Source organism: Ensifer sesbaniae (assembly GCF_013283665.1).
Taxonomy (GTDB): Bacteria; Pseudomonadota; Alphaproteobacteria; order Rhizobiales; family Rhizobiaceae; genus Ensifer; species Ensifer sesbaniae.
In genome coordinates this window covers 1,870,342-1,891,530 of sequence record NZ_JABEKU010000002.1, presented here as the reverse complement: position 1 = coordinate 1,891,530, position 21,189 = coordinate 1,870,342, and the positions used below count along the sequence as shown (strand labels likewise).

The 21,189-nt window shown below is 61.7% G+C and carries 15 protein-coding genes and 2 pseudogenes; 4 read left to right on the top strand and 13 right to left on the bottom strand.

Annotated features, from left to right (window positions below; translation table 11 throughout):
- Positions 1-116 precede the first annotated feature (116 nt).
- The 3 genes and pseudogenes from BHMPCIPO_RS26525 to BHMPCIPO_RS26515 all read right to left on the bottom strand — a co-directional run bounded on the left by BHMPCIPO_RS26525 (position 117) and on the right by BHMPCIPO_RS26515 (position 3,383).
- Positions 117-1,519: pseudogene (locus BHMPCIPO_RS26525) on the bottom strand (M20 family metallopeptidase).
- 434 nt (positions 1,520-1,953) lie between these two features.
- Positions 1,954-2,856, bottom strand: coding sequence for a LysR family transcriptional regulator (locus BHMPCIPO_RS26520; protein WP_173519713.1), 903 nt, complete (start codon positions 2,854-2,856; stop codon positions 1,954-1,956).
- A 140-nt stretch (positions 2,857-2,996) separates the two neighbouring features.
- Positions 2,997-3,383 (bottom strand): BRA0787 family protein, encoded by a 387-nt coding sequence (locus BHMPCIPO_RS26515; RefSeq protein WP_173519712.1) that lies wholly within the window; start codon positions 3,381-3,383, stop codon positions 2,997-2,999.
- Positions 3,384-3,777: 394 nt separating this feature from the next.
- Between BHMPCIPO_RS26515 and BHMPCIPO_RS26510 the strand changes: the two genes are divergently transcribed.
- Both BHMPCIPO_RS26510 and BHMPCIPO_RS26505 read left to right on the top strand, forming a co-directional pair.
- Positions 3,778-4,995 carry an SfnB family sulfur acquisition oxidoreductase gene (locus BHMPCIPO_RS26510; protein WP_173519711.1) on the top strand — a complete coding sequence of 406 codons (1,218 nt, stop codon included), beginning with the start codon at positions 3,778-3,780 and terminating at the stop codon, positions 4,993-4,995.
- 80 nt (positions 4,996-5,075) lie between these two features.
- The gene (locus BHMPCIPO_RS26505; protein ID WP_173519710.1) at positions 5,076-6,473 is read left to right on the top strand and encodes an LLM class flavin-dependent oxidoreductase; all 1,398 of its coding nucleotides are present in this window, start codon (positions 5,076-5,078) and stop codon (positions 6,471-6,473) included.
- A gap of 87 nt (positions 6,474-6,560) precedes the next feature.
- Here BHMPCIPO_RS26505 and BHMPCIPO_RS26500 read toward each other — a convergent pair whose 3' ends face one another.
- The 7 genes from BHMPCIPO_RS26500 to urtA form a co-directional block, all read right to left on the bottom strand.
- The gene (locus tag BHMPCIPO_RS26500; RefSeq protein ID WP_173519709.1) at positions 6,561-7,793 is read right to left on the bottom strand and encodes an acyl-CoA dehydrogenase family protein; all 1,233 of its coding nucleotides are present in this window, start codon (positions 7,791-7,793) and stop codon (positions 6,561-6,563) included.
- 111 nt (positions 7,794-7,904) lie between these two features.
- A complete protein-coding gene (locus BHMPCIPO_RS26495; protein ID WP_173519708.1) occupies positions 7,905-8,363 on the bottom strand; it encodes an RrF2 family transcriptional regulator in 459 nt (152 codons plus the stop codon).
- A gap of 354 nt (positions 8,364-8,717) precedes the next feature.
- Complete coding sequence (gene urtE, locus BHMPCIPO_RS26490) at positions 8,718-9,413, bottom strand: urea ABC transporter ATP-binding subunit UrtE (RefSeq protein ID WP_173519707.1); 696 nt, start codon at positions 9,411-9,413, stop codon at positions 8,718-8,720.
- Between the two features lie 35 nt (positions 9,414-9,448).
- Positions 9,449-10,213, bottom strand: a complete 765-nt coding sequence (gene urtD / locus BHMPCIPO_RS26485) for an urea ABC transporter ATP-binding protein UrtD (RefSeq protein WP_173519706.1) — start codon at positions 10,211-10,213, stop codon at positions 9,449-9,451.
- A gap of 5 nt (positions 10,214-10,218) precedes the next feature.
- Positions 10,219-11,379 carry an urea ABC transporter permease subunit UrtC gene (urtC, locus tag BHMPCIPO_RS26480; protein WP_173519705.1) on the bottom strand — a complete coding sequence of 387 codons (1,161 nt, stop codon included), beginning with the start codon at positions 11,377-11,379 and terminating at the stop codon, positions 10,219-10,221.
- Entirely contained in the window at positions 11,376-12,992 is a 1,617-nt protein-coding gene (gene urtB, locus BHMPCIPO_RS26475; protein ID WP_173519704.1) for an urea ABC transporter permease subunit UrtB, read from the bottom strand. Before urtB ends, urtC begins: the two co-directional genes overlap by 4 nt.
- A 178-nt stretch (positions 12,993-13,170) precedes the next feature.
- Complete coding sequence (gene urtA, locus BHMPCIPO_RS26470) at positions 13,171-14,463, bottom strand: urea ABC transporter substrate-binding protein (protein WP_173519703.1); 1,293 nt, start codon at positions 14,461-14,463, stop codon at positions 13,171-13,173.
- 380 nt (positions 14,464-14,843) lie between these two features.
- Here urtA and BHMPCIPO_RS26465 point away from each other — a divergent pair.
- A pseudogene (locus tag BHMPCIPO_RS26465) lies at positions 14,844-16,191 on the top strand (adenylate/guanylate cyclase domain-containing protein).
- Here the strand turns inward: BHMPCIPO_RS26465 and BHMPCIPO_RS26460 are convergent.
- The 3 genes from BHMPCIPO_RS26460 to BHMPCIPO_RS26450 all read right to left on the bottom strand — a co-directional run bounded on the left by BHMPCIPO_RS26460 (position 16,113) and on the right by BHMPCIPO_RS26450 (position 19,554).
- Positions 16,113-16,475, bottom strand: coding sequence for a hypothetical protein (locus BHMPCIPO_RS26460; RefSeq protein WP_173519702.1), 363 nt, complete (start codon positions 16,473-16,475; stop codon positions 16,113-16,115). The pseudogene BHMPCIPO_RS26465 and the gene BHMPCIPO_RS26460 overlap by 79 nt on opposite strands.
- A gap of 92 nt (positions 16,476-16,567) precedes the next feature.
- Positions 16,568-18,502, bottom strand: a complete 1,935-nt coding sequence (locus BHMPCIPO_RS26455) for a DUF5054 domain-containing protein (protein WP_173519701.1) — start codon at positions 18,500-18,502, stop codon at positions 16,568-16,570.
- Positions 18,503-18,513: 11 nt separating this feature from the next.
- Positions 18,514-19,554 (bottom strand): LacI family DNA-binding transcriptional regulator, encoded by a 1,041-nt coding sequence (locus tag BHMPCIPO_RS26450; RefSeq protein ID WP_173519700.1) that lies wholly within the window; start codon positions 19,552-19,554, stop codon positions 18,514-18,516.
- A 230-nt stretch (positions 19,555-19,784) separates the two neighbouring features.
- On the opposite strand from BHMPCIPO_RS26450, the gene BHMPCIPO_RS26445 reads away from it, so the two are divergent.
- A complete protein-coding gene (locus BHMPCIPO_RS26445) occupies positions 19,785-21,146 on the top strand; it encodes an extracellular solute-binding protein (RefSeq protein WP_173519699.1) in 1,362 nt (453 codons plus the stop codon).
- Positions 21,147-21,189: the final 43 nt, after the last annotated feature.

The window sequence follows — 21,189 nt, the reverse complement described above, 5'->3', positions numbered from 1 at the left end:
AAGGCTTGGACCACGATCGGAGGCAACGACGAACGGCAGGCCGAAGATGCCAATCTCGCAAAGAAAAATGCCCGCGACGGCGGCGCGAGCGTTCGATAAAGCCGTCAAATCGGCCTTCAGAGCTTGGGGCCGATGTGAGACGGTATCGGACACTGATAGGGTTTATCCTTGGTTTTTTCACGCCACTCCGCCTTTGCGCGCGCCAGCAGGTCGGCATCAAGGATCAGATCGAGACCCGTCGCCGCCAATGATTTAGCCGCATGGGCGAAGGCCTTGTGCGCGGCCGGGCTCTTGCCCTGTGCGACGACCTGCGAGGTATGCGGCGCGGTTCCGATCGCCCAGGCGGGCGCCCAGCACTGTGCCGTCGGGGTGATCCAGCTCACATCGCCGACATCGGTCGAGCCGGCGCGGAAATGCGACTGCCCCTCGAAATCCCGGAGACCGAGATGCATGCCGGTCGAGCCGTCGAGACGGCTGTAGCGAAGACGTCGCCCTTGATCTGGTAAAGCCGGATGCTGCTCGAGATCGCCTCCGGCGTCAGCGTCTTCTGGATTTCCTTGGCAAATGCGATGTCGGTCTCGTCGAAGGGAACCGGGCCGAGCGTCACCATGTTCTGGTGGATCGCCGTTTCCAAGGCGATGTTGGGCAGGAGGTTCGTGGCTGCCCGCTCGAAGACGATCTCGACCTCGGTCTCGGTCATCATGGCGGCGCCCTTGGCGATCTTATCAATGCGAGCAGCGAGGGCCAGCGCCTCGGGCATCTGCGGCGCGCGAACGAGATAGAGCGCCTCGGCGCGCGCCTGGACGACGTTTGCCGCCTTGCCGCCGGCATCGGTGATCGCATAGTGCACGCGGCAATCCTGCGGCATGTGCTCGCGCAGGAAATTGACGCCGACATTCATCAGTTCCAACGCGTCGAGCGCGCTGCGGCCGAGATGCGCGCTATTCGACGCATGCGCCGAGACGCCCTTGAAGCGATAATAGATTTCGAGAACGGCGAGATTGTTGGTCGAGCGGACACCGTTGAAGGGCGCCGGGTGCCAGGTCAGCGCCGTATCGACATCGGCAAAGACGCCGGCGCGCGCCATGAAGGTCTTGCCGGAACCACCCTCCTCGCCGGGGCAGCCGTAATAGCGTATCGTGCCCGGCAGCCTGTTCTCTTTGAGGTAGCGGGCAAGCGCGACGGCGGCAAGCATCGAGCCGGTGCCGAGCAGATTGTGGCCGCAGCCATGGCCCGTACCGCCCTCGACCGCCGCCTGCGGTTCGGAGACGCCGGCAACCTGGCTCAAGCCGGCCAGCGCATCGAACTCGCCAAGGAAGGCGATCACCGGGCCACCGTCGCCGATCTCGCCGACAAAGGCGGTGGCTATTTCGGCGAGCCCGCGCGCCACGCGAAACCCGTGCTTCTCCAGCATGGCGATCTGGGCGGCAGCCGACTTCTCTTCATGAAAGCTCAGTTCCGCATGGCCCCAGATCGCGCTTGGGTCGATTTGCGAGCACGGCGCGAGCGCGGTGAACAGGTCGACTCCAAAAACATAAAAAAGCACGAAGGCGACATTCTACGGCTCTCCCAATTGCTGTCTGATGACGACCGCTTCGAAATCCCTGAGCTGGCGCGGGAGCATCTGAAACAGTTCCTTGAAACGGTGGAAGACAGTCCAAACGTGATCTCGCGGACATCGGCGTTTCCGACACGATGGATAAAGTAAAAGCCGTTCTGTCGAGTGTCTTTCTGACGAAAGCGGAAGTGTAATGCTGACCCCTATGACAATCGTGCCAAAGTGCACAAACGCGTTTCCGCTTACTGATTTCCCTCAACAATTTCAGCCGAAAATGTCGAAGTTAAAAGGCCTATCGATCAGCCAGGCGAGCACCATCGGGTCGTTCGATGTGCCAAATACAATAGCTAAAGCAAAGTATTATTCGCCGCGGGCGGGTCGATCAGCCCAAACGCTCACAGCTCGTGAACGGTGGCGACCTGTCGCTTCAGGCAGTCGATGAGCGCCTGAGCCGCGAGCGACAAGGGAACACCGGACGCAGTCGCAACGCCGAAATCCTGGGTCAGGTGCGGCGAGAATGGTCGGATCTCGATCGGCAGATGGCGATGCAAGTTGGCGAAGAAGCTGCTGATGATGGCAACGCCAAGGCCATAGGCCGCATAGGCGCATGCCGAACTGTTGCTGTGGGTCTCGATCTTGACCTTCTGCGGCACGCCCGCCTTGCGGAAGATCTCGTCGAGCATGACCCGTGTCGGCCGGCGGCGGCCAATCAGGATCAATGGCACGCCGCGCAGTTCCTTGGGCGTGAGGGTATTGTGTGCCGAAAGGGCATGTCCCTTTTCCATCACGCAGACGCTGACCCCGGTTGCGACCGGCTGCATCTCGATGCCGGCGCTCAGTTGCCCCTCATAGCGCAGGAAGCCGAAGTCGATGATGCGCTGTTCAACCAGACGGGCGATGGCCACGGTCGTATCGAAGAAGGTCTCGATCCGCACGCCGGGAAAATCCTTGGCGTAGTCGGAAAGCATCGCCGGAGCAAAGGTTTCGGACATGCTGTTCGGCAGACCGATGCGCACGACCTCGGGACCGACGGCGCCGCTGCGCAGATCTTGCGCCAGGTTGGTGAAGCGGTCGATACCCAAGAGGATGTGCTCGGCATCCTCGGCAAGTTTCATCGCCTCGGGTGTCGGTATCAACCGGCCCTTGTCGCGAGCAAACAGCGTCAGAGACAGGTCTTCCTCGAGCTGCTGCAGGAGCCGGCTGACGCCGGACTGGCTGAGCCCCATGGTCTTGGCGGCCGCGATCGTCGATCCGGTCGCCAGGAGCGTGCGCAACACTTCCAACTGTCGAAAATTCACGCCGCTTCGCCCCTCGAGCTACACCTTTTCCCGTGTTTACGGGGCGCTCCTTCAAGGAAGAGGGTGGGTTGAATGCGGTAAAATCGAACGGACGCTTCAACTTGAGGAGCGCGCGAACGCGCTCCTCGAAAAGCGTTTCGTCAGGCGTTGGCACGCACCGGATGATTGAAACGCTCGGCAAAGACCTCGATCGATCCGCTGCCGAAGTTGCGCAACTGGCGTCTGGTCAAGACAGACATGACCCTCGCCGCGGTCGACACCGTCATTTCATCGAGCGGACCTTCACCGCTCCAGGGTTTGTTCAGCCGATCCGTGACAATGCCGATGAGGTTCGCCGGCATGATGTCGGTGCAAGGTTTCATCCATTCGAAGACCTCGCTGATCGGAAGCAGCTTACCTTCGAACGCAACGAGCGGCTCGGGCATACCCGCGCCCCAGTCGTCATAGGCCTCCAGAGCATCGCGAAACAGGTTCTGCAGCGTGATGGGGGCGTGCCCTTCGTGTAGAGCAGGCAGGAAATTCGTCATTTGTGTCTCCTTCAGTGTTCAAGGCCGGGAAACGCGAATGGCCAATTCTGTCAGCATGTATTTGTGTTCGTGTCAGGTGGCCGATATTCTGTGGCCACGCGACTGGTCAAACTGCGGGCGATGACGCAATGCGCAAATCGGGCGATGGTTCCCTGTGCCGCAGACATTTTTGGCGGAAAGCCGGCACGCATGAACGCCGCGTGCCTCGACCTAGGTATCGTCTCATGGTCTCCCCCCGACTCGATATTAACGATCCAGCCCCGAAGGTAAACACCGGTCGCCATCGCGGCAGAAACGAAAATCTCAAATCGATAATTTCTATAGAATATACTATCTTACTCGGTCTTGCCAGATAATTCACTGATATGCACCTCAATCGATAGGGAGCAGTCACATGGGAACGATCTCGCGGCTTTCAGAGAAGACACGAGCCCCGGCGCACCGGATCGAGAGCGAGGAGGAAGCGCTGTCGATCGCCCGGGACTTGGCTGCGGAATTCGCCAAGAGCGCCAATGAGCGGGATACGGATCGCATCCTGCCCTTCGACGAACTCGATGCGCTGGCTCAATCCGGCCTGCTCGCGATCACCGTGCCGCCGGAATATGACGGCATCGACGTTTCCAATGCGGTTCTGGCGGAGATCACCGCCATCCTCTCGGAGGCAGATTCCTCGATCGGTCAGATCCCGCAGAACCATTTCTACATCCTGGAAGCGCTGCGCACCGACGGGACGGAGGAACAAAAGGCCTTCTTCTTCGGCCGGGCGCTGGCCGGCGACCGCTTCGGCAACGCCCTTTCCGAGCGCGGCACGAAAACCGTCGGCGACTATGCGACGCGGCTGACGCCCGATGGCCTCGGCTTCCGACTGAACGGCCGCAAGTATTATTCGACCGGCGTGCTGTTTGCCGAATGGATCGTCGTCTTCGCACTCGATCCGAATGAAAAGCTGACCATGGCCTTCGTGCCGCGCGGTGCGGAAGGCTTACAGATCATCGACGACTGGGATGGCTTCGGACAGCGCACGACCGGCAGCGGCACGACCGTGCTGCAAGATGTCCATGTCACCGCCGATGCGGTGGTGCGCCACCACCGCGGCTTCGAGCGACCGACGACGATCGGCTCCGTCGGCCAGATCATCCACGCCGGCATCGACCTCGGCATCGCCCGGGCGGCCTTTGCCGAAACCCTCGAGTTCGTACGCAACCATGCGCGGCCCTGGATGGACAGCGGCGTCGAGCGCGCAGCGGATGATCCCCTCACGATCGCCCGCATCGGCCAGCTCGCCATCCGCCTGGCGGCGGCGACAGCCACCGTCGAACGGGCGGGCAAGAAGGTCGATGTCGCGCAGATCAACGGCACCGAGGAAAGCGTCGTCGAGGCAACGCTTGCCGTTGCCGCGGCGAAGGTTCTGACCACCGAGATCGCTTTGGAAGCGAGCAATACGCTCTTCGAACTGTCGGGAACCGCCTCGACGAGGATCGGGCTCAACCTCGACCGGCATTGGCGCAACGCCCGCACCCACACGCTGCACGACCCGGTGCGCTGGAAGCATCACGTCGTCGGCAACTATCACCTGAACGGCGTCAAGCCGCCGAAGAACGGCGCGCTTTGATCCCATCGATAGCGCACAGGCGGCCCGAGGCGTGATCGGCACTTCGGGCAATGCCCAAACCTTGCCCGAAGGAGAGCTCCATGAGTCGCGAAATCCGGCTGAATGCCTTTGACATGAACTGCGTCGGCCATCAGTCGCCAGGGTTGTGGACCCACCCGCGAGACCAGTCCTGGCGCTACAAGGATCTCGACTATTGGGTCCATCTGGCGAAGACGCTCGAGCGCGGCAAATTCGACGGGCTGTTCATCGCCGACGTGCTCGGCGTTTATGATGTGCTGAACGGCAATGCCGAGGCGGCGCTTCGGCATTCCGCCCAGATCCCGGTCAACGACCCCTTACAGCTGGTGCCGACGATGGCCTATGAGACGGAACATCTGGGCTTCGGCCTGACGGCGTCGCTCTCCTTCGAACACCCTTACACCTTCGCCCGCCGCATCTCGACGCTCGACCATCTGACCAAAGGGCGCATCGGCTGGAACATCGTCACCTCCTACCTGAACAGCGGCGCACTCAACATTGGCCAGGCGCAGCAGACGCGCCATGACGACCGGTATGATCTAGCCGAGGAATATCTCGAGGTCTGCTACAAGCTCTGGGAGGGGAGTTGGGAAGACGGAGCGGTGGCGCGCGACCGCGCGACCGGCATCTTCACCCATCCCGAAAAGGTGCATCCGATCAACCATCGCGGGCGTCATTTCACGGTTCCGGGCATCCATTTGAGCGAGCCATCGCCGCAGCGCACGCCGGTGCTCTACCAGGCGGGCTCTTCGAGCAAAGGCAAAGACTTCGCCGGGGCACACGCCGAATGCATCTTCGTCGCGGCACCGTCGAAGGCGGTGCTGAAACGCTATGTCGCCAATGTTCGCGAGGCGGCAGAGCGCGCCGGCCGAAACCCGCGCGAAATCCTCGCCTTCAATCTGCAGACGGTGATCCTCGGCGAAACCGATGCCGAGGCGAAGAAGAAGTTCGACGAGTACCGCAAGCACGTTTCCTACGAAGGCGCTTTGGCGCTGATCTCCGGCTGGACGGGCATCGATTTCGGCCAGTTCGCTCAGAACGAACCCTTGCGCCATCGCTACACCAATGCGGTGCAATCCGCCGTCGAAACCTTCACGACCATCGATCCGGACCGGGTCTGGACCGTTCGCGAAATGGCCGACTGGGTGGGCATCGGCGGCTTCGGCCCCGTCTTCGTCGGCTCACCGGCGACGGTTGCCGACCTCATGCAGGAATGGGTCGAGGACACCGACGTCGACGGCTTCAACCTCGCCTATGCGGTGACGCCCGAAACTTTCGAGGATACGGTCGATCTGCTCGTGCCGGAACTGCAGAAGCGCGGCGTCTACAAGACCGATTATCGCCAGGGCACACTCAGGGAAAAGCTCTTCGGTGGCGGGCCAAGGCTGGTGGCGCCGCATCCGGGCGCCGGCTATCGGGATCTTGGGGCAACGAGAACAGCGATCGCAGCTTCGGCTTAAGGGCAAGGCTATCGTAGAGACGCCGCCGGGACTTGGTCCAGGCGGCGTTTTTCTTGCAGGCAAAGCTAATCGTGCCGGTGGGTAGGTTCAGCTATAGAGACTGACCGGCGGTATCCGCCCGTTCAGCGCGAAGTCGCCAACCTCGCGGGCCTTGTAGGCGACCGGGTCATGCAGCGTGTGGGTGCGGACATTGCGCCAGTAGCGATCGAAGCGATAGTACCCCGCCGTGGCCCGCGCGCCCATCAACTCGAAGACCTTCGTCGTCACGTCGAGCGAGACATGGGTCGAGTGAACCTTGGCCGCGTAGACCTCGATCGCGGCTTGGCCACGCGCCTCGGCCGTCACCGAGCGGCCCTGCGACAGCGCCGCTTCGACGAGGGCGGCCGCCGCATCGGCCAAGGCGATCGACGCCTTCAGATTTGCCTGCAATTCGCCAATCCGTTCGAGAATATAGGGATCATCGCTGGCGCGTTCGACGCCAGATGTGATCCAGGGGCGCGTCGTGCTACGCACATAGTCGAGGGCCGCGGCAAGCGCGCCTTCGGCCGTGCCAAGGTAGAAATTCACGAAGACGAGCTGGATCAGCGGCGTGTTGAATGTTGCCTGCACCGGGGGCGGATCGGAGGGATCGGCCAGCGGCAAGATGAAATCGCGCTCGTAGACGGGAAAATCGCGGAACTCGACACTGCCGCTGTCCGACAGGCGCTGGCCGATATTGTCCCAATCATCGTTGGCGACATAACCCGGCCGATCGGTCGGCACGACAAAGTTGGCGATCTTGCCGTCGATCGCAGCGTTGACGTTGATGCGGTCGGAGACATGGGCGCCGGTCGAAAAGGTCTTGCGGCCGTTCAGCACATAATGGCCACCACGCCGCTCCAATGTCAGGCTCGGATCGCGCGGGTTGACCGCGGCTCCCCAATAGAGCTGCCGCTCGACGGTCTCCGCCCCAAGCACCCAGGCCTGTTTGGGATCGGCAGCGGCCCAGTAGACATACTGGCTGTTGACGTAGTGATAGCCAAGCAATTGGCCGATCGAGCTTTCGCCACGCGCGATGATGCGCACCAGCCGAAGCCCGTCTACCCAGCTCAAGCCCGCACCGCCAACCTCCGGCGAATGCAGCGTGGTCAAAAGGCCGGCCTGGCGGAGTGCCTCGATCTCTTCACGCGGCGGTGCGCCGACGCGATCGAGCTCGGCGCCTCGGCGAGCGAAATCCTGCGATAGTGCCTCGGCGCGGACAAACAGCTCCCGCCGCTTTTCATCTTGTGCGTTGCTACTGCTGGCCGGTGTTTGTTCTCTGAGGAAATGTACGTTGCTCATCCGCCTCTCCTTGGCTGAGGCAGAATAATACAATTATTCTATAGACAATAACAGCAACGTGATTCCACACGGATGCGGCCACTGGAAATGTCCTACCGGCCGTTGACCGCTTCAGCCGGCCTCCGCATCGCGCAGCCCCACGATCTCAGAGGCATTGTCGTTGGCTGCAAACTGCTCCAGCGTCATGTTGTCGAGGATCGAGGCGATCGCGTCGCGGACATCGCTCATCGACTTGCGCACATGACAGTTCACCGGATCGGTGCAATCGTCGCAGGCTTCGAAGGCGGTGCGGCTGGCACAGCGGATCGGCGCGAGCGGCCCGTCCAGCGTGCGGATCACCTGGCCGATGCGAATGTCGGAGGCGGGTCGGGACAGCGAGTAGCCCCCGCCTGGACCCTTCTTCGAACGAAGGATGCCGGCATTGCGCAATTCGAGCAGGATCGCGTCCAAGAACTTCTTCGGAATATTGTTCCGCGTCGCGATCTCGGTGATGAAGGCGGTCTCTCCGGGCTCCAGTTGAGCCAGGTCGACAAGGGCCTTGAGCCCGTATTTTCCTTTTTTGGTCAACATGTGACTTCGCTTTCGTGAACAAGAAGGCCGCCACAAGTCCTTTCCTCGGGCATCCGCCGGAGGCAATGGGTTGTGACGGCCGCACTCTTTCGCTTAGGATGTGCTACACCCAAACCGCACCATTCTCAAGAAATTACGTAAGTTACTGCATAGATTTAGTGCGCTTTGTTGGCGCTTTCATGGCAAGGCGAGAATTTCACCGGGAAGACCGCTGGCGTGCAAGCTTATTCCGCAGGCAAGCAATCGCCAGAAGGCGAAATTTGCAGCCTCTATCGGAACGAAGAGGGAACGAGTAGCGCCGCACTTGAACCGCCAGCGCGTCGAGACCGCCGTCACCGATATCAACGAAAGCGATTACACCGTGAGATGACGCCGCGCTTCTGCCGTGTCCAGCGTCTCGGGCGGCCCCTCGTGAACCACGGCGCCGCGGTCCATGATATAAACGTGATCGGCAAGTTCCCGGCAAAAGTCGAGATATTGTTCGACAAGCAGGATTGCCATGCCGGTCGAGTCCCGGAGGTAGCGGATTGCCCGGCCGATATCCTTGATGATCGACGGCTGGATGCCCTCGGTCGGCTCGTCGAGCACCAGGATCTTCGGGCGCGTGACCAGCGCCCGGCCGATCGCCAGCTGTTGTTGCTGGCCACCGGAGAGATCCCCGCCGCGACGCCCGAGCATCGAGCGAAGAACCGGGAAGAGATTGAAGACGTCCTCCGGTATGGAGCGATCTGCGCGCTTCAACGGCGCGTAACCTGTTTCGAGGTTTTCCTTGACCGTCAGCAATGGAAATATCTCACGGCCCTGCGGCACGTAGCCGATGCCTTCCTTGGCGCGACGGTAAGGTGCCATGCCCGCGAGTGCCACGCCGTTGAAGCCGATCGCACCGGCGCTGACCGGATGCTGGCCGGTGACGGCGCGAAGCAGGCTCGACTTGCCGACACCGTTGCGCCCGAGCACGCAGGTGATCCTGCCCATCTCGGCGTTGATCGACACATTGCGCAGCGCCTGTGCGGCACCGTAGTGAAGATTGACGTTCTCGACGCTCAGCATGACGCGCCCTCCTCAAACAATTCCGGCATCGAAAGTCAGCGCCCGAGATAGTTCTCGATCACCTTCGGATCACTGCTGACGAAGTCGATCGAGCCTTCCGCCAACACCGTTCCTTCGGCAAGACAGGTAACCTTGACCCCCAATTCGCGGATAAAACCCATGTCGTGCTCAACAACGACGACGGATCGGGTCTTGGCGATCTCCTTGAGCAGAACGGCAGTCTCGGCCGTCTCCGCATCGGTCATGCCAGCGACCGGTTCGTCGACCAGCAGCAGTTCCGGCTCCTGAGCGAGCAGCATGCCGATCTCCAGCCATTGCTTCTGGCCGTGCGAAAGGTTGGCGGCGAGATCATCGCGGCGGGTCGCGAGCCGGATGGTCGTAAGGATTTCCTCGATGCGGATCATGTCCTCGGCCGTCAGACGATAGAAGAGCGTTGGAAATACCCCCCGATTCCGGTTGAGAGCAAGTTCGAGATTGTCCCACACCGTATGGCTTTCGAAGACGGTCGGCTTCTGGAACTTACGGCCGATGCCGAGCGATGCAATCTCCGCCTCGTCCTTCTTCGTCAGGTCGATCTCGCCCTTGAAGAAGACCTGCCCCTCGTCAGGCCGGGTCTTGCCGGTGATGATGTCCATCATCGTCGTCTTGCCGGCACCGTTCGGACCGATGATCGCCCGAAGTTCGCCGGGCTCGATGACGAAGGAGAGCCCGTTCAGCGCCTTGAAGCCGTCGAAGGAGACGGAGACGCCGTCGAGATAGAGAATGCTCGTCGGCTTGCTCTGGCCGATGGTCTGGTTCATGTCGCTTACTCCGCCGCCATGGGTTCAATCGCCAGATTGTCCGGCGCTTCGTTCGCGCGCGCCTTTCGTTCAGCGCGACGGCGAGCGAAATAGGCGCCGGCCGTACCGACGACACCCTTCGGCAGGAACAGGGTAACGAGCACGAAGAGACCGCCGAGCGCAAAGAGCCAGAACTCCGGAAATGCCGCCGTAAAGATGCTCTTCCCCCCGTTGACGAGGATGGCGCCGACGATCGGGCCGACCAGCGTGCCGCGCCCGCCAACCGCCGTCCAGATCACCACCTCGATCGAATTGCCGGGCTCGAACTCGCCGGGGTTGATGATGCCGACCTGCGGCACGTAAAGCGCGCCGGCGATGCCGGCCATCATCGCCGAGACGGTGAAGGCGAAGAGTTTGATGTGTTCAACCCGATAGCCGAGGAAGCGTGTCCGGCTCTCGGCGTCGCGCACCGCCACGAGCACCTTGCCGTATTTCGAGCGCACGATCGCAGCGGTGAGAATAAGGCAGAGCGCCAGCATCAGCGCCGAGGCGGCAAAGAGCACGGCGCGCGTGCCATCCGCCTGGATGTTGAAGCCGAGAATGTCCTTGAAGTCGGTCAGCCCGTTGTTGCCGCCGAAGCCCATGTCGTTGCGGAAGAAGGCGAGCAACAGCGCATAGGTCATCGCCTGAGTGATGATCGAGAGATAGACGCCGTTGACGCGCGAGCGGAAGGCGAACCAGCCAAAGACAAAAGCAAGCACACCCGGCACCAGCACGACCATCAGCGCGGCGAACCAGAACATGTCGAAGCCGTACCAGAACCAGGGCAGTTCCTTCCAGTTGAGGAACACCATGAAATCCGGCAGCAGCGGATTGCCATAGGAGCCGCGCGCACCGATCTGGCGCATGAGATACATACCCATGGCATAGCCGCCGAGCGCGAAGAAGGCAGCATGCCCCAGCGAAAGGATGCCGCAGAAGCCCCAGACGAGATCCAGCGCCAGTGCCAGCAGCGCATAGGTGAGATACTTGCCGAACAGCGACACCAGGTAGGTCGGCACGTGCAACGGATGGTTGGGCGCGGTCAAAAGGTTGAGCGCTGGAACGAGGAGCGCAAGGCCGAGGAGGATCGCCACGACAATGAGGATGCTGCGATCGAGCGATTTCATCAGAAACGAGGTGATCATGCTTCGACCGCCCTTCCCTTGAGCGCGAAGAGGCCGCGCGGTTTCTTCTGGATGAAGAGGATGATCAGAACCAGGACGAGGATCTTTCCAAGCACGGCGCCGGCATAGGGTTCCAGAAACTTGTTGAGGATGCCAAGCGAGAAGGCGCCGACGAGCGTGCCCCAGAGATTGCCGACACCGCCGAAGACGACGACCATGAAGCTGTCGATGATGTAGCCTTGGCCGAGATTGGGCGAGACATTGTCGATCTGCGAAAGCGCCACTCCCGCCATGCCGGCGATGCCGGAACCAAGCGCGAAGGTGAGTGCGTCGACGAAGGGCGTGCGGATGCCCATGGAGGACGCCATGCGCCGGTTCTGCGTGACGGCCCGCATGCGCAGGCCCATCGGCGTTTTCTTGAGCAGGAACAGAAGTGCCGCGAAAACCGTCAGCGCGAAGACGATGATCCACAGCCGGTTCCAGGTGATCGTCAGCCCGCCAAGATCGAAGGCACCAGCCATCCAGGATGGGTTGCCGACTTCGCGGTTCGTAGGCCCGAAGATCGAGCGCACCGCCTGCTGCAGGATCAGCGAAATTCCCCAGGTGGCAAGCAGCGTCTCGAGCGGGCGACCGTAGAGAAAGCGGATGACGCCGCGTTCGATCGCAAGGCCGACGGTGCCGGTCACCAGAAAGGCGAGCGGCAGCGCGATCGCCAGCGACCAGTCGAAAAGACCGGGATAAGAGTTGCGTATGACCTCCTGCACGAGGAAGGTCGTATAGGCGCCGAGCATGACCATCTCGCCATGGGCCATGTTGATGATGCCCATGACGCCGAAAGTGATGGCAAGCCCGATCGCCGCCAGCAACAGGACCGAGCCGAGCGACAGGGCGTACCAGACGTTCTGGCCGGCGTTCCAGAACGCCTGGGTCTGTTCGATGCGGGCAATTGCCGCTTCGATGTCGAGTTTGAGCGCAGCATCGGCATTTGCGAGTGCGGATGTCAGAACGGCAAGCCCGGTGCGTCCATTGCCCTTGGCGAGGAGTGTTATCGCCTGACGCTTTTCCTCGTCGCTTCGCTCTGACAGAAGAAGCGTGACGGCGCGTGCCTCGTCGAGAACCTTGCGAACAGTTGCATCCTTTTCGGTCGCAATCGCGGCCTCGATCGCGTCGAGCGCATCGGCGTTCGGCGTCTGCAGCATGGATTGCGCCGCCTTCAGCCGCGCGCTCGTGTCATCGCTGAAAAGGGTCAAGCCGCCAAGCGCGCTGCGCACGGCGCGACGCACGGCATTGTTGACTTTGACCTTCTGCATGGCCGCCTTCGGCGCTTGCCCAGCTTCCATTCCCGTCACTGGATCAATCAGCAGCAGGTCCGCGCCTTGCACTTTGACGAGGAAGACCTTGCCGTCGGACTTGCGCTGGTAGAGTTCTCCCTCGCCCAGCGCCTCGAGCACGGGAATGACCTTGGCGTCGCCTGTCTTGGCGAGCGACGAGATTCGCTCGTCCATATCCGAGAGTTTCGCGACGCCGAGCTGGTCGACCAGCGCGCCAAGGTCGTCCGCCGCACGGGAGCCTACCACATGGGTCGAAATCAACAGGCAGAGCGCAACAAACAGGATCTGCAGAATTCGGTACATTGCCCTCTCGCTCGGGTCTTGCGCGTCGCGTGGGCGACGGGCGCTTCGGTCGAGGTTTTCGCGTTAAGATCCCTCCGCCCGGCCGCATCACCGGACGAAGGGATGCTCGCCCCCGGATTTCGTCATGCAAGGATTGGCCGGGCGGACTGCCCGCCCGGTCTATGACTACGTGATGAAATCAGGAGCCTTTGCCGCCGCATTTGCCGGTGGCGACGTTGAAGTTGCCGCAGGACATCGGCGCGCGCCAATCGGAGATCAGGTCCTTCGAGTCGGGCAGATAGTCGGACCATTCGTCGCCGACGACGAGGCCGGGCGTTTCCCATACGGTCTCGAACTGGCCATCGCCCTGGATCTCGCCGATCAGCACCGGCTTGGTGATGTGGTGGTTCGGCATCATCGTCGAATAGCCGCCGGAAAGGTTCGGCACCGAGATGCCGATCATCGCGTCGAGCACGGCATCCGTATCGGTCGTGCCGGCCTTCTCCACGGCCTTCAGCCACATGTTGAAGCCGATATAGTGCGCCTCCATCGGGTCGTTGGTCACGCGCTTGTCGTTCTTGGTATAGGCCTTCCAGGTCTTGATGAACTCAGCATTGGTCGGCGTATCGACCGACTGGAAATAGTTCCAGGCCGCGAGATGCCCGACGAGCGGGCCTGTATCGAGGCCGGCGAGTTCCTCTTCGCCGACCGAGAAGGCGACGACCGGAATGTCTTCGGCCTTGACGCCCTGGTTCGCCAGTTCCTTGTAGAAGGGCACGTTGGCGTCGCCGTTGATGGTCGAGACGACTGCCGTCTTCTTGCCGGCCGAACCGAACTTCTTGATGTCGGAAACGATCGTCTGCCAGTCGGAATGGCCGAAAGGCGTGTAGTTGATCATGATGTCTTCAGGTTTCACGCCCTTGGAAATCAGATAGGCCTCGAGGATCTTATTGGTCGTGCGCGGATAGACGTAGTCGGTACCGGCGAGCACCCAGCGCTCGACGCTTTCGTTTTCCATCAGATAGTCGACGGCCGGGATTGCCTGCTGATTCGGCGCGGCCCCGGTGTAGAAGACGTTTCGCTGGCTTTCCTCGCCTTCGTACTGGACGGGATAGAAGAGGATCGAGTTGAGCTCCTCGAAGACCGGCAGAACCGACTTGCGCGACACCGAGGTCCAGCAACCGAAGACGGCCGAAACCTTGTCGACCGAGATCAGCTCGCGCGCCTTTTCGGCAAAGAGCGGCCAGTCGGACGCCGGGTCGACGACGACGGCTTCGAGCTTCTTGCCGAGCAGGCCGCCCTTCTTGTTCTGCTCGTCGATCAGCATCAGCATGGCATCTTTCAGCGTCGTCTCGGAGATCGCCATGGTGCCGGAGAGCGAATGCAGGATGCCGACCTTGATCGTGTCATCGGCGGCAAAGGCGCCGTTGAATGCCGTCGTCGACAGGACGGCTGCGAGGAATGCGCCGGTGACGCTTGCCCTGATAGTCATCTGATGGAACCCCTCTCGTTCTGGAGCAGCGCGGCTTTCGAGTTTTTTAGCCGTTGCTTGAGGGATCATCGGACAGTCACGCTGCACTGCACATACGTCATTCTACGTAGATGCCGGGGGCAAAGAGGAAGTGCCTGGCGATACGCGCCGCAGACGAGGCCACCCGTTCATTTCCTTCGATCCCGCCAACGCTTGACCTTGCCATCGTTGGAAACGCTAAACCAGACCGACCCACCCTCAGTGGACCTTTTGGCCTCGCCACACATTCGACGCGAATCGAACGGTAGCAAGGCTGATAGTTGGCAACTTTTGGTGACAGCTTTTAGCCGGTGGTCGTCCGCGGGCACGGGCAAGATATTCAAACCTCAGGGCCGACAAACATGACGTCCTCACTACACCCCCAATGGGATTTTGCCCGCGAGATACGCTCGATCTTTCTTCGCTTGGTCGCCTTTGCGATCCTTTTGGCAAACCTGCTGCTCGGCGGCAACGAGGGTGCCGAACGAGTGCATTCGATCGTGGTCGTCAGCTATCTGGTCATCAGCGTCGCTTCGGTGGCAATGGCGCGCTATCTGCCCGGGCGCTCGTGGCTGAAGACGGCGTTCGTCGTCCTTGACGCCCTGTTGGTCGCGCTGCTCCTTTACGCACACATCCTCGCCGGGCCGGTCAACGAAAACCACAATCTGACGACGACGAGCCTGGTCGTGGCGTTCATCCTGCTCGTCCATGTCGGCCTCAAGCTGGAAAGACGGCTCGTCCTTATTTTCTGCGGCATCGTGCTCACGTCCTGGGTGCGATGCTGGCAATTACGGCCGCAAGACATCCTACCGCGGGGGTGTTCCCGCTGCTCGCTCGTTCTTCAATCAGGATCTCGGCCTGACCGTCAGTTTCGGTTTCACCGCCTTCGCCATCTATCTTCTCGCGCCGGATCACGACCGGACGCGCAAGGAGGCCCTCAAGGCTGACCAGCGGCGCCTCAATCTCTCCCGCTTCTTCTCGCCGCTTGTGGTCTCGGGACTGCAGGAGCGTGGAGGCGCTCTTCGTCTGGAACGCCGGAATGCGGCAATCATGTTCGTTGATCTGCGCGATTTCACTCGATTCGCCGAGACCGCACCTGCTCCGGAACTCGCCTTTGTGCTGGCTGAGTATCGCCAGCTCGTCTCGCAGACGATTTTCGAGCATGGCGGCACCGTCGACAAATTCATTGGTGACGGCGTGATGGCGGTCTTCGGTCAGCCGAGGCCCATGGACGACGATGCAGATCGGGCAATGGCCTGCGCCCTCGATCTCGTCGACGCCCTGACCGACTGGAAAAATCACAACGCCCTCAACGGCCACCCCGCCCTCGATGCCGGCATCGGCCTGCATTACGGCAAGGTGGTCGGCGGCGTGCTGGACAGCGGTTGCCACAGCGAATTCACCGTCATTGGCGACGCGGTCAATGTCGCCCAGCGCCTGGAAAGCTTGACCAAATCGCTTGATGCACCGCTGGCGATATCGGCTGCGCTGATGACGCGCCTCATGACTCCGGTCCCGCCAGCCAACTGGATGGCGCAGAAGGACGTCACGCTTCCCGGACGCAGACTGCCTGTCGATGTCTGGTATCTGCCCCGCCACGCCGGCGGCCTGTCCGCCGCCGTAACCTCGCCTTACAAGACAGGCACCATACAAACAGCTCTCCAGAGATCGGCTTTCCAATCAACCGGCGCCGACGCCAGCACCGGATAGTCGACGCCCCGGACGGAGACTTTCGCCGGCTCGCTGCACTTCACCAGCGCACGGTGCTTTCCGGGATCATTGTACACGCTCCCATCGACAACCCGCCGGGAGGAGATCGAGATCAGCACATCGTAGTCGTACCCGGGCAGCAGTGCCGCGCGGTTGCCGGCAAGTGCAAGGCTAACGACCGTGTCGTCGCTGAAATGTTCCGCATGGAAGACCGCCAGCTCTCCCGCGATCGCGCTTGTGATGGATAGCCCTCCGACGACGAGGGCGATGACAGGGCGACGCATTCCGACCTCCCATGGTTCGGCCGCCAGGGCATCCTATCATCGATGGCGTAGCCCCGCACTCGGAATGCGCGCAATCGCGGGCCTTGCGCCAATTACCCGTCGACAAAACTGAGCTTGAAGCGTGTGGTGAAATCGCCGCCCCACCACATCGGGAAGTTGGTGCCCCACTTGTTGTTGTGGATGTTGAAGCGGACGCCGGCGGAATAGTCGGGCAGGCCCTTGCAAAAGGCCATGAACGGCCATGCCTGAGGCGCGACCAACGGCGTGTCGAGGTTCTCGACCATCAACTCCACGCCCGATTCCGGCCGCCCCCGCACGGCCGTGACCGCCTGCAATTGGGCGCCACCGGCGCGGGCAAAATTGTCGGTGTCGTGCCAGAGGCCCATTTTGCGCACGGTCCAGGCAGAGCGCCCCTCGGGCGTGAAAGACAGGAAGCTCGCCTCCGGCATACGGTTGGCATTCTTGCCGTAAAGTGTCAGCCGGACGTCGAGGCCGGTTGAGGTCGCGGAAAACTCCAGCGCAATATCAGCCGGGGCACCGCATTGCTCTACCGCCTCGGCCGGCATCGCTGCGACGATCGATGTGGCCGTCGTGCCTCGAAGCTCCGGTCGATAGGCTTGCGAGCGGGCCTCGGTGACGTGAGCAAGTCCGGGCTTGTCATGATCGAGCACAGCCCAGTCCATCCAATGAGTCAGATAGCTATCCATGTGCCGGCGGACATCGCCGGCATCATAGCTTTCATAGCGGTAGGCCATCAGCGATCCATTGGCGCCGCGGACCTTTCGGCCGTCGGGTGCAGTCAGCGCGGCGACGTCGCCCGTCCCCGGATCGAGATCGATGCTCCATCCGCCGACCTCAAGCCGCGTTGCGGCACCGGTGGGCACGGGTCGCGGCGCAACCGTGAGATCGGCAAGGGCTGCCTCGGCGCGGGCCGCATCCTCGACCTCCAGTTCCGCCACCGCCTGGTCGAGATAGGCGCGCTGCTCCCGCCACGAAGCCTCCGTGTACTGAAAGCGCGGATCGGCCCCTCGTGCCGCCTCGAAGGCAGGGCGCGCCCAGGCCTTTTCGTCGCGCAGGAAGGATTTGATATCGACGCCGCAGGTGTGTTCGACGACCAGCGTCAGCTTGCGCCCGAAAGCCTGACGGCTCGCCGTCATCTGCTCTTCCGTGAAGCGACCATAGAGCCGCTGCAACGCGAGATAGCGGGCTATCTTTTCCGGGTCCGTGCCGCTGCCATGGATCCAGCTATCGCCGAGTTCCTTCTCCACGACCGGAAAACGCGCGCGCGCGTCCCACATCAGCGCACCATAATCCTCAAGCGTCGCGGCACGCACGGTGGCGCCGGGCTCGTGCTTCAGAATATCGCGGTACGCCTCGGCCGTCTGCGACACGCTCTGCGGGCCGATATTGTCGCTCGTGTGGGCAAAGCTCAGACCGTCGGAAAGGCCTTGCGGGAAATAGGTCTCGCCATAGGAGCGCTGGTACATGACGACGATTTCCTCGCCGCCCGGCGCCCGCCAGCGGAAGACATCGGGAATTTCCGGCGGCGGCGAAGCCGAGTTCACGCCGATATGCAGGAAGCGTACGCCCGCTTCCGCAAGCAGCGGCACCATGCCGAGTGTATGGCCGGGCACGTCGGTCATCTTGGCGGCGGTCGTCGTCAAACCGAAGCGGCGGTCGAGCTCCTGGGCATAGGAGAGCCCGGCGTGGAAAAGCTCCGGCGACATCAGCTCCGTATGGGTCGTGAAGGGCAGCGCATGCCAGCGGATCAGACCGCGCTCGATCGCCTGTTCCAACCGCGCGACCTCTTCCTTCGAACGCGAATGCAGGTGGTCCCAGATCAGCCAGGCACCGGTCGTCCATATGAATTGCGGTTCGTGCGGATTCTCGTTGTAGAAATGCGCCCCGGTTTCGATCGCCTGCGGAATGAAGCGCTCGTGGTACTGCTGACGGATCTTTTCGGCGTGATCGGTGAAGCCGATGTCGAGATGAGTCTTGAAGACGACGTGAATGCGCTTTTCGATCATGTTCATTACCTTCAGCCGACGGTGCCCCGCACGATCAGGCGGGTGTTGAGTGTCTCGGTGAGCGGCTCGGCATCGGGTGCCCGAAGTCGCATGAGGATCAGGCGAACGAGCGCGCGCACCCGCTCTTCGAGGTCGATGCGCACGGTGGTGAGGTTGTAGCTCTTCCAGTGCGACTGGGGGATGTCGTCGAAGCCGACGACCTTGACGTCATCGGGCACGGAAAGGCCAAGTTCGTGGCGGAGCGCATCGATGGCACCGAAGGCGCCGACGTCGTTGGCCGCGAAGATCGCGTCGGCCCCCTCACCGATCCGAAAGAGATCGAGCGTCGCCTGATAGGCGGTGTCGTAGGTATAGTCGCCGGGAAGCACGATCGGCGCATCCATGCCGCGCTCGGCAAGCGTCTCCTTCAGCGTGCGCTCGCGCTCGGCATTGGCGAGCGATTGCGCCTTGCCGCCGAGATAGGCGATGCGGCGCGCGCCATAGCCCTGAAGCAGGGCCACGGCCTGCTCGATGCCGTTCTTCTGCCGGACAAGCAGCCGATCGTAGAGGGTGCCGGATGCCGCCCCCGCAAACTGCGCGACGTCGTCGTAGATCACATAGATCGGCACGGCGCGATCGAGAAAACCGCACAGCACGTCCGGCAGGATGTTCTCGGTGAAGGCGATTACCGAATCGGGATTGAAGCCGCGCATATAGGTAAGCAAGCGCGGGTCCATGCTGAAATCGGCCTTCACCTTGAAGAGAAGGGTCGCGAAACCTTCCGCCTGCAATGCCGTCGTCAGCGCGTCGATCTCCTGGCTTTCCCAAGGGCTGCAGACGTCGGGCACGATCATGCCGACAAGGTGCGAGCGGCCGGTGACGAGCGAACGCGCCGCCATGTCGGGCGTGTAGTTTAGTTCGCGCGCCACCTTGAGGATACGGTCGCGCTTCTCCGGCTTCAGCGAGGCGTTCGGGTTGAAGGCCCGGGATACGGCAACGCGGGAAACATTGGCTTCGCGCGCCACCTGGTCTGCGGTGGCTCGGGCGGCTTTCTTGTCGGCGCGATCGTTCATCTATCCGTCACAAAATGAAAACGTGTTCACCAGCAAAAGAGAACAACCTATCGATTTCGTCAAGCAGAATAGCAATTCTAGTCGTAATCGTAGAAAGAACAGATCGTCTATGTTGACAAAAATGAAAGCGTGTTCATTCTTGATCGTCGTCGGGACAGCGGACCTGGAGGAGGGCCGGACTGTCACAGCCAGACACTTTGGTCCGGAGTGGACCGCCGGGAGGAGAAAACATGCGTACCAGGTTTCATTCCCTGTTGCTCAGCGCGGCCGCAGCCATAGCCTTTGCGGCGCCGGCGAGCGCCACCGAACTCAACATCACCTGCCGATGCGTCGTCGGCGGCGTCAACAGCGGCATGGCAGAGTGGATCGAACAGAAGGTCATTCCAGCCTTCACCGAGAAGATGAAGGCCGAAGGCAAGGACGTCACCGTCAAGCTGACGCAGTTTGGCGGCGAAGACGAGCAGCTGACGCAGCAGCTCGCACTCGACTTCTCCACCGGCGCCGGCCCCGACGTCTCGGGCTTCGACGGCTTCCTCATCCCGAGCTTCGTTCAGGGCAACCTTCTCAAATCACTCGAGGAAGTGGCCGGTCCCGTCGTTGCGAAATGGGACGGCTGGCAGCACATTTCCGACGGCACCAAAGCTCTGATGAGCTACCAGGGCAAGCCCTACGGCATCGCGCTTGGCACCGACGCGCGCATGATCTTCGTGCGCAAGGACCTCTTCAAGTCCGCCGGGCTCGACGCCGACAAGTGGCAGCCGAAATCCTGGGAGGAGCTGCTCGAAGCCGCCCGCAAGATCAAGGCGGCGGCACCCGAAAGCTTCCCGCTGCAGCTCAATGCGGGAGTCTCGATGGGTGAGGCAACGACGATGCAGGGCTATTGGATGGCACTGCTCGGCACCGGCGAGCAGGTCACCGACGACAGCGGCAAATACATCGTTTCTAGCCAGGGCATTCTCGACACGCTAAAGCTCTACAAGACTATCTATGTCGATGAGAAGCTCGGCGACCAACGCGCGCAGTTGCTTGCTGACGGCCGCAACCGCACCTTCGCCAATTTCCGTGACGGCAAGACCGCAATGCTGGTCGAAGGCGACTGGTTCTACCGCTCCGTCACGGCACCCGGAGCCGAGTTTGCGGTGGCCGATCGCGACAATGTCATGACCTGGAAGAAGATGCCGGCAACAGCACCCGGCAAGGGGCTTCGCGGCCAGGACTTCGTCACCGTCTCGGGCGGCACCGGCTTCGTCATCAACCCGCATACCGATGCGCCTCAGGAATCCTGGGCATTGCTTTCCTTCATGAACAGTAAGGAGCAGCTCACGGCCTTCCAGGAGATCCAGCCGGCGATCCGCATCCGCGATGACGTAGCGATCCCGAATTCGCCGTTCCTGACGGAAACGGCGACGACACTGCTGCCGATCACCACGGCCCGGCCAAACGATGCCAACTACAACAAGATCTCGACCGAGATCCAGCGTATGACGGAAAGCGTCGTTTCCGGCGAGCTTTCGCCCGAGGATGCGATGGCCCAGTACAAGGCGGCGGTCATTGCCATCGTCGGCGAAGAAAACACCGTCAGCACGCTCTGAAAGCCGCGCGGGGTGAAAGCGGAAACTCATTCGGCTTCCTCAT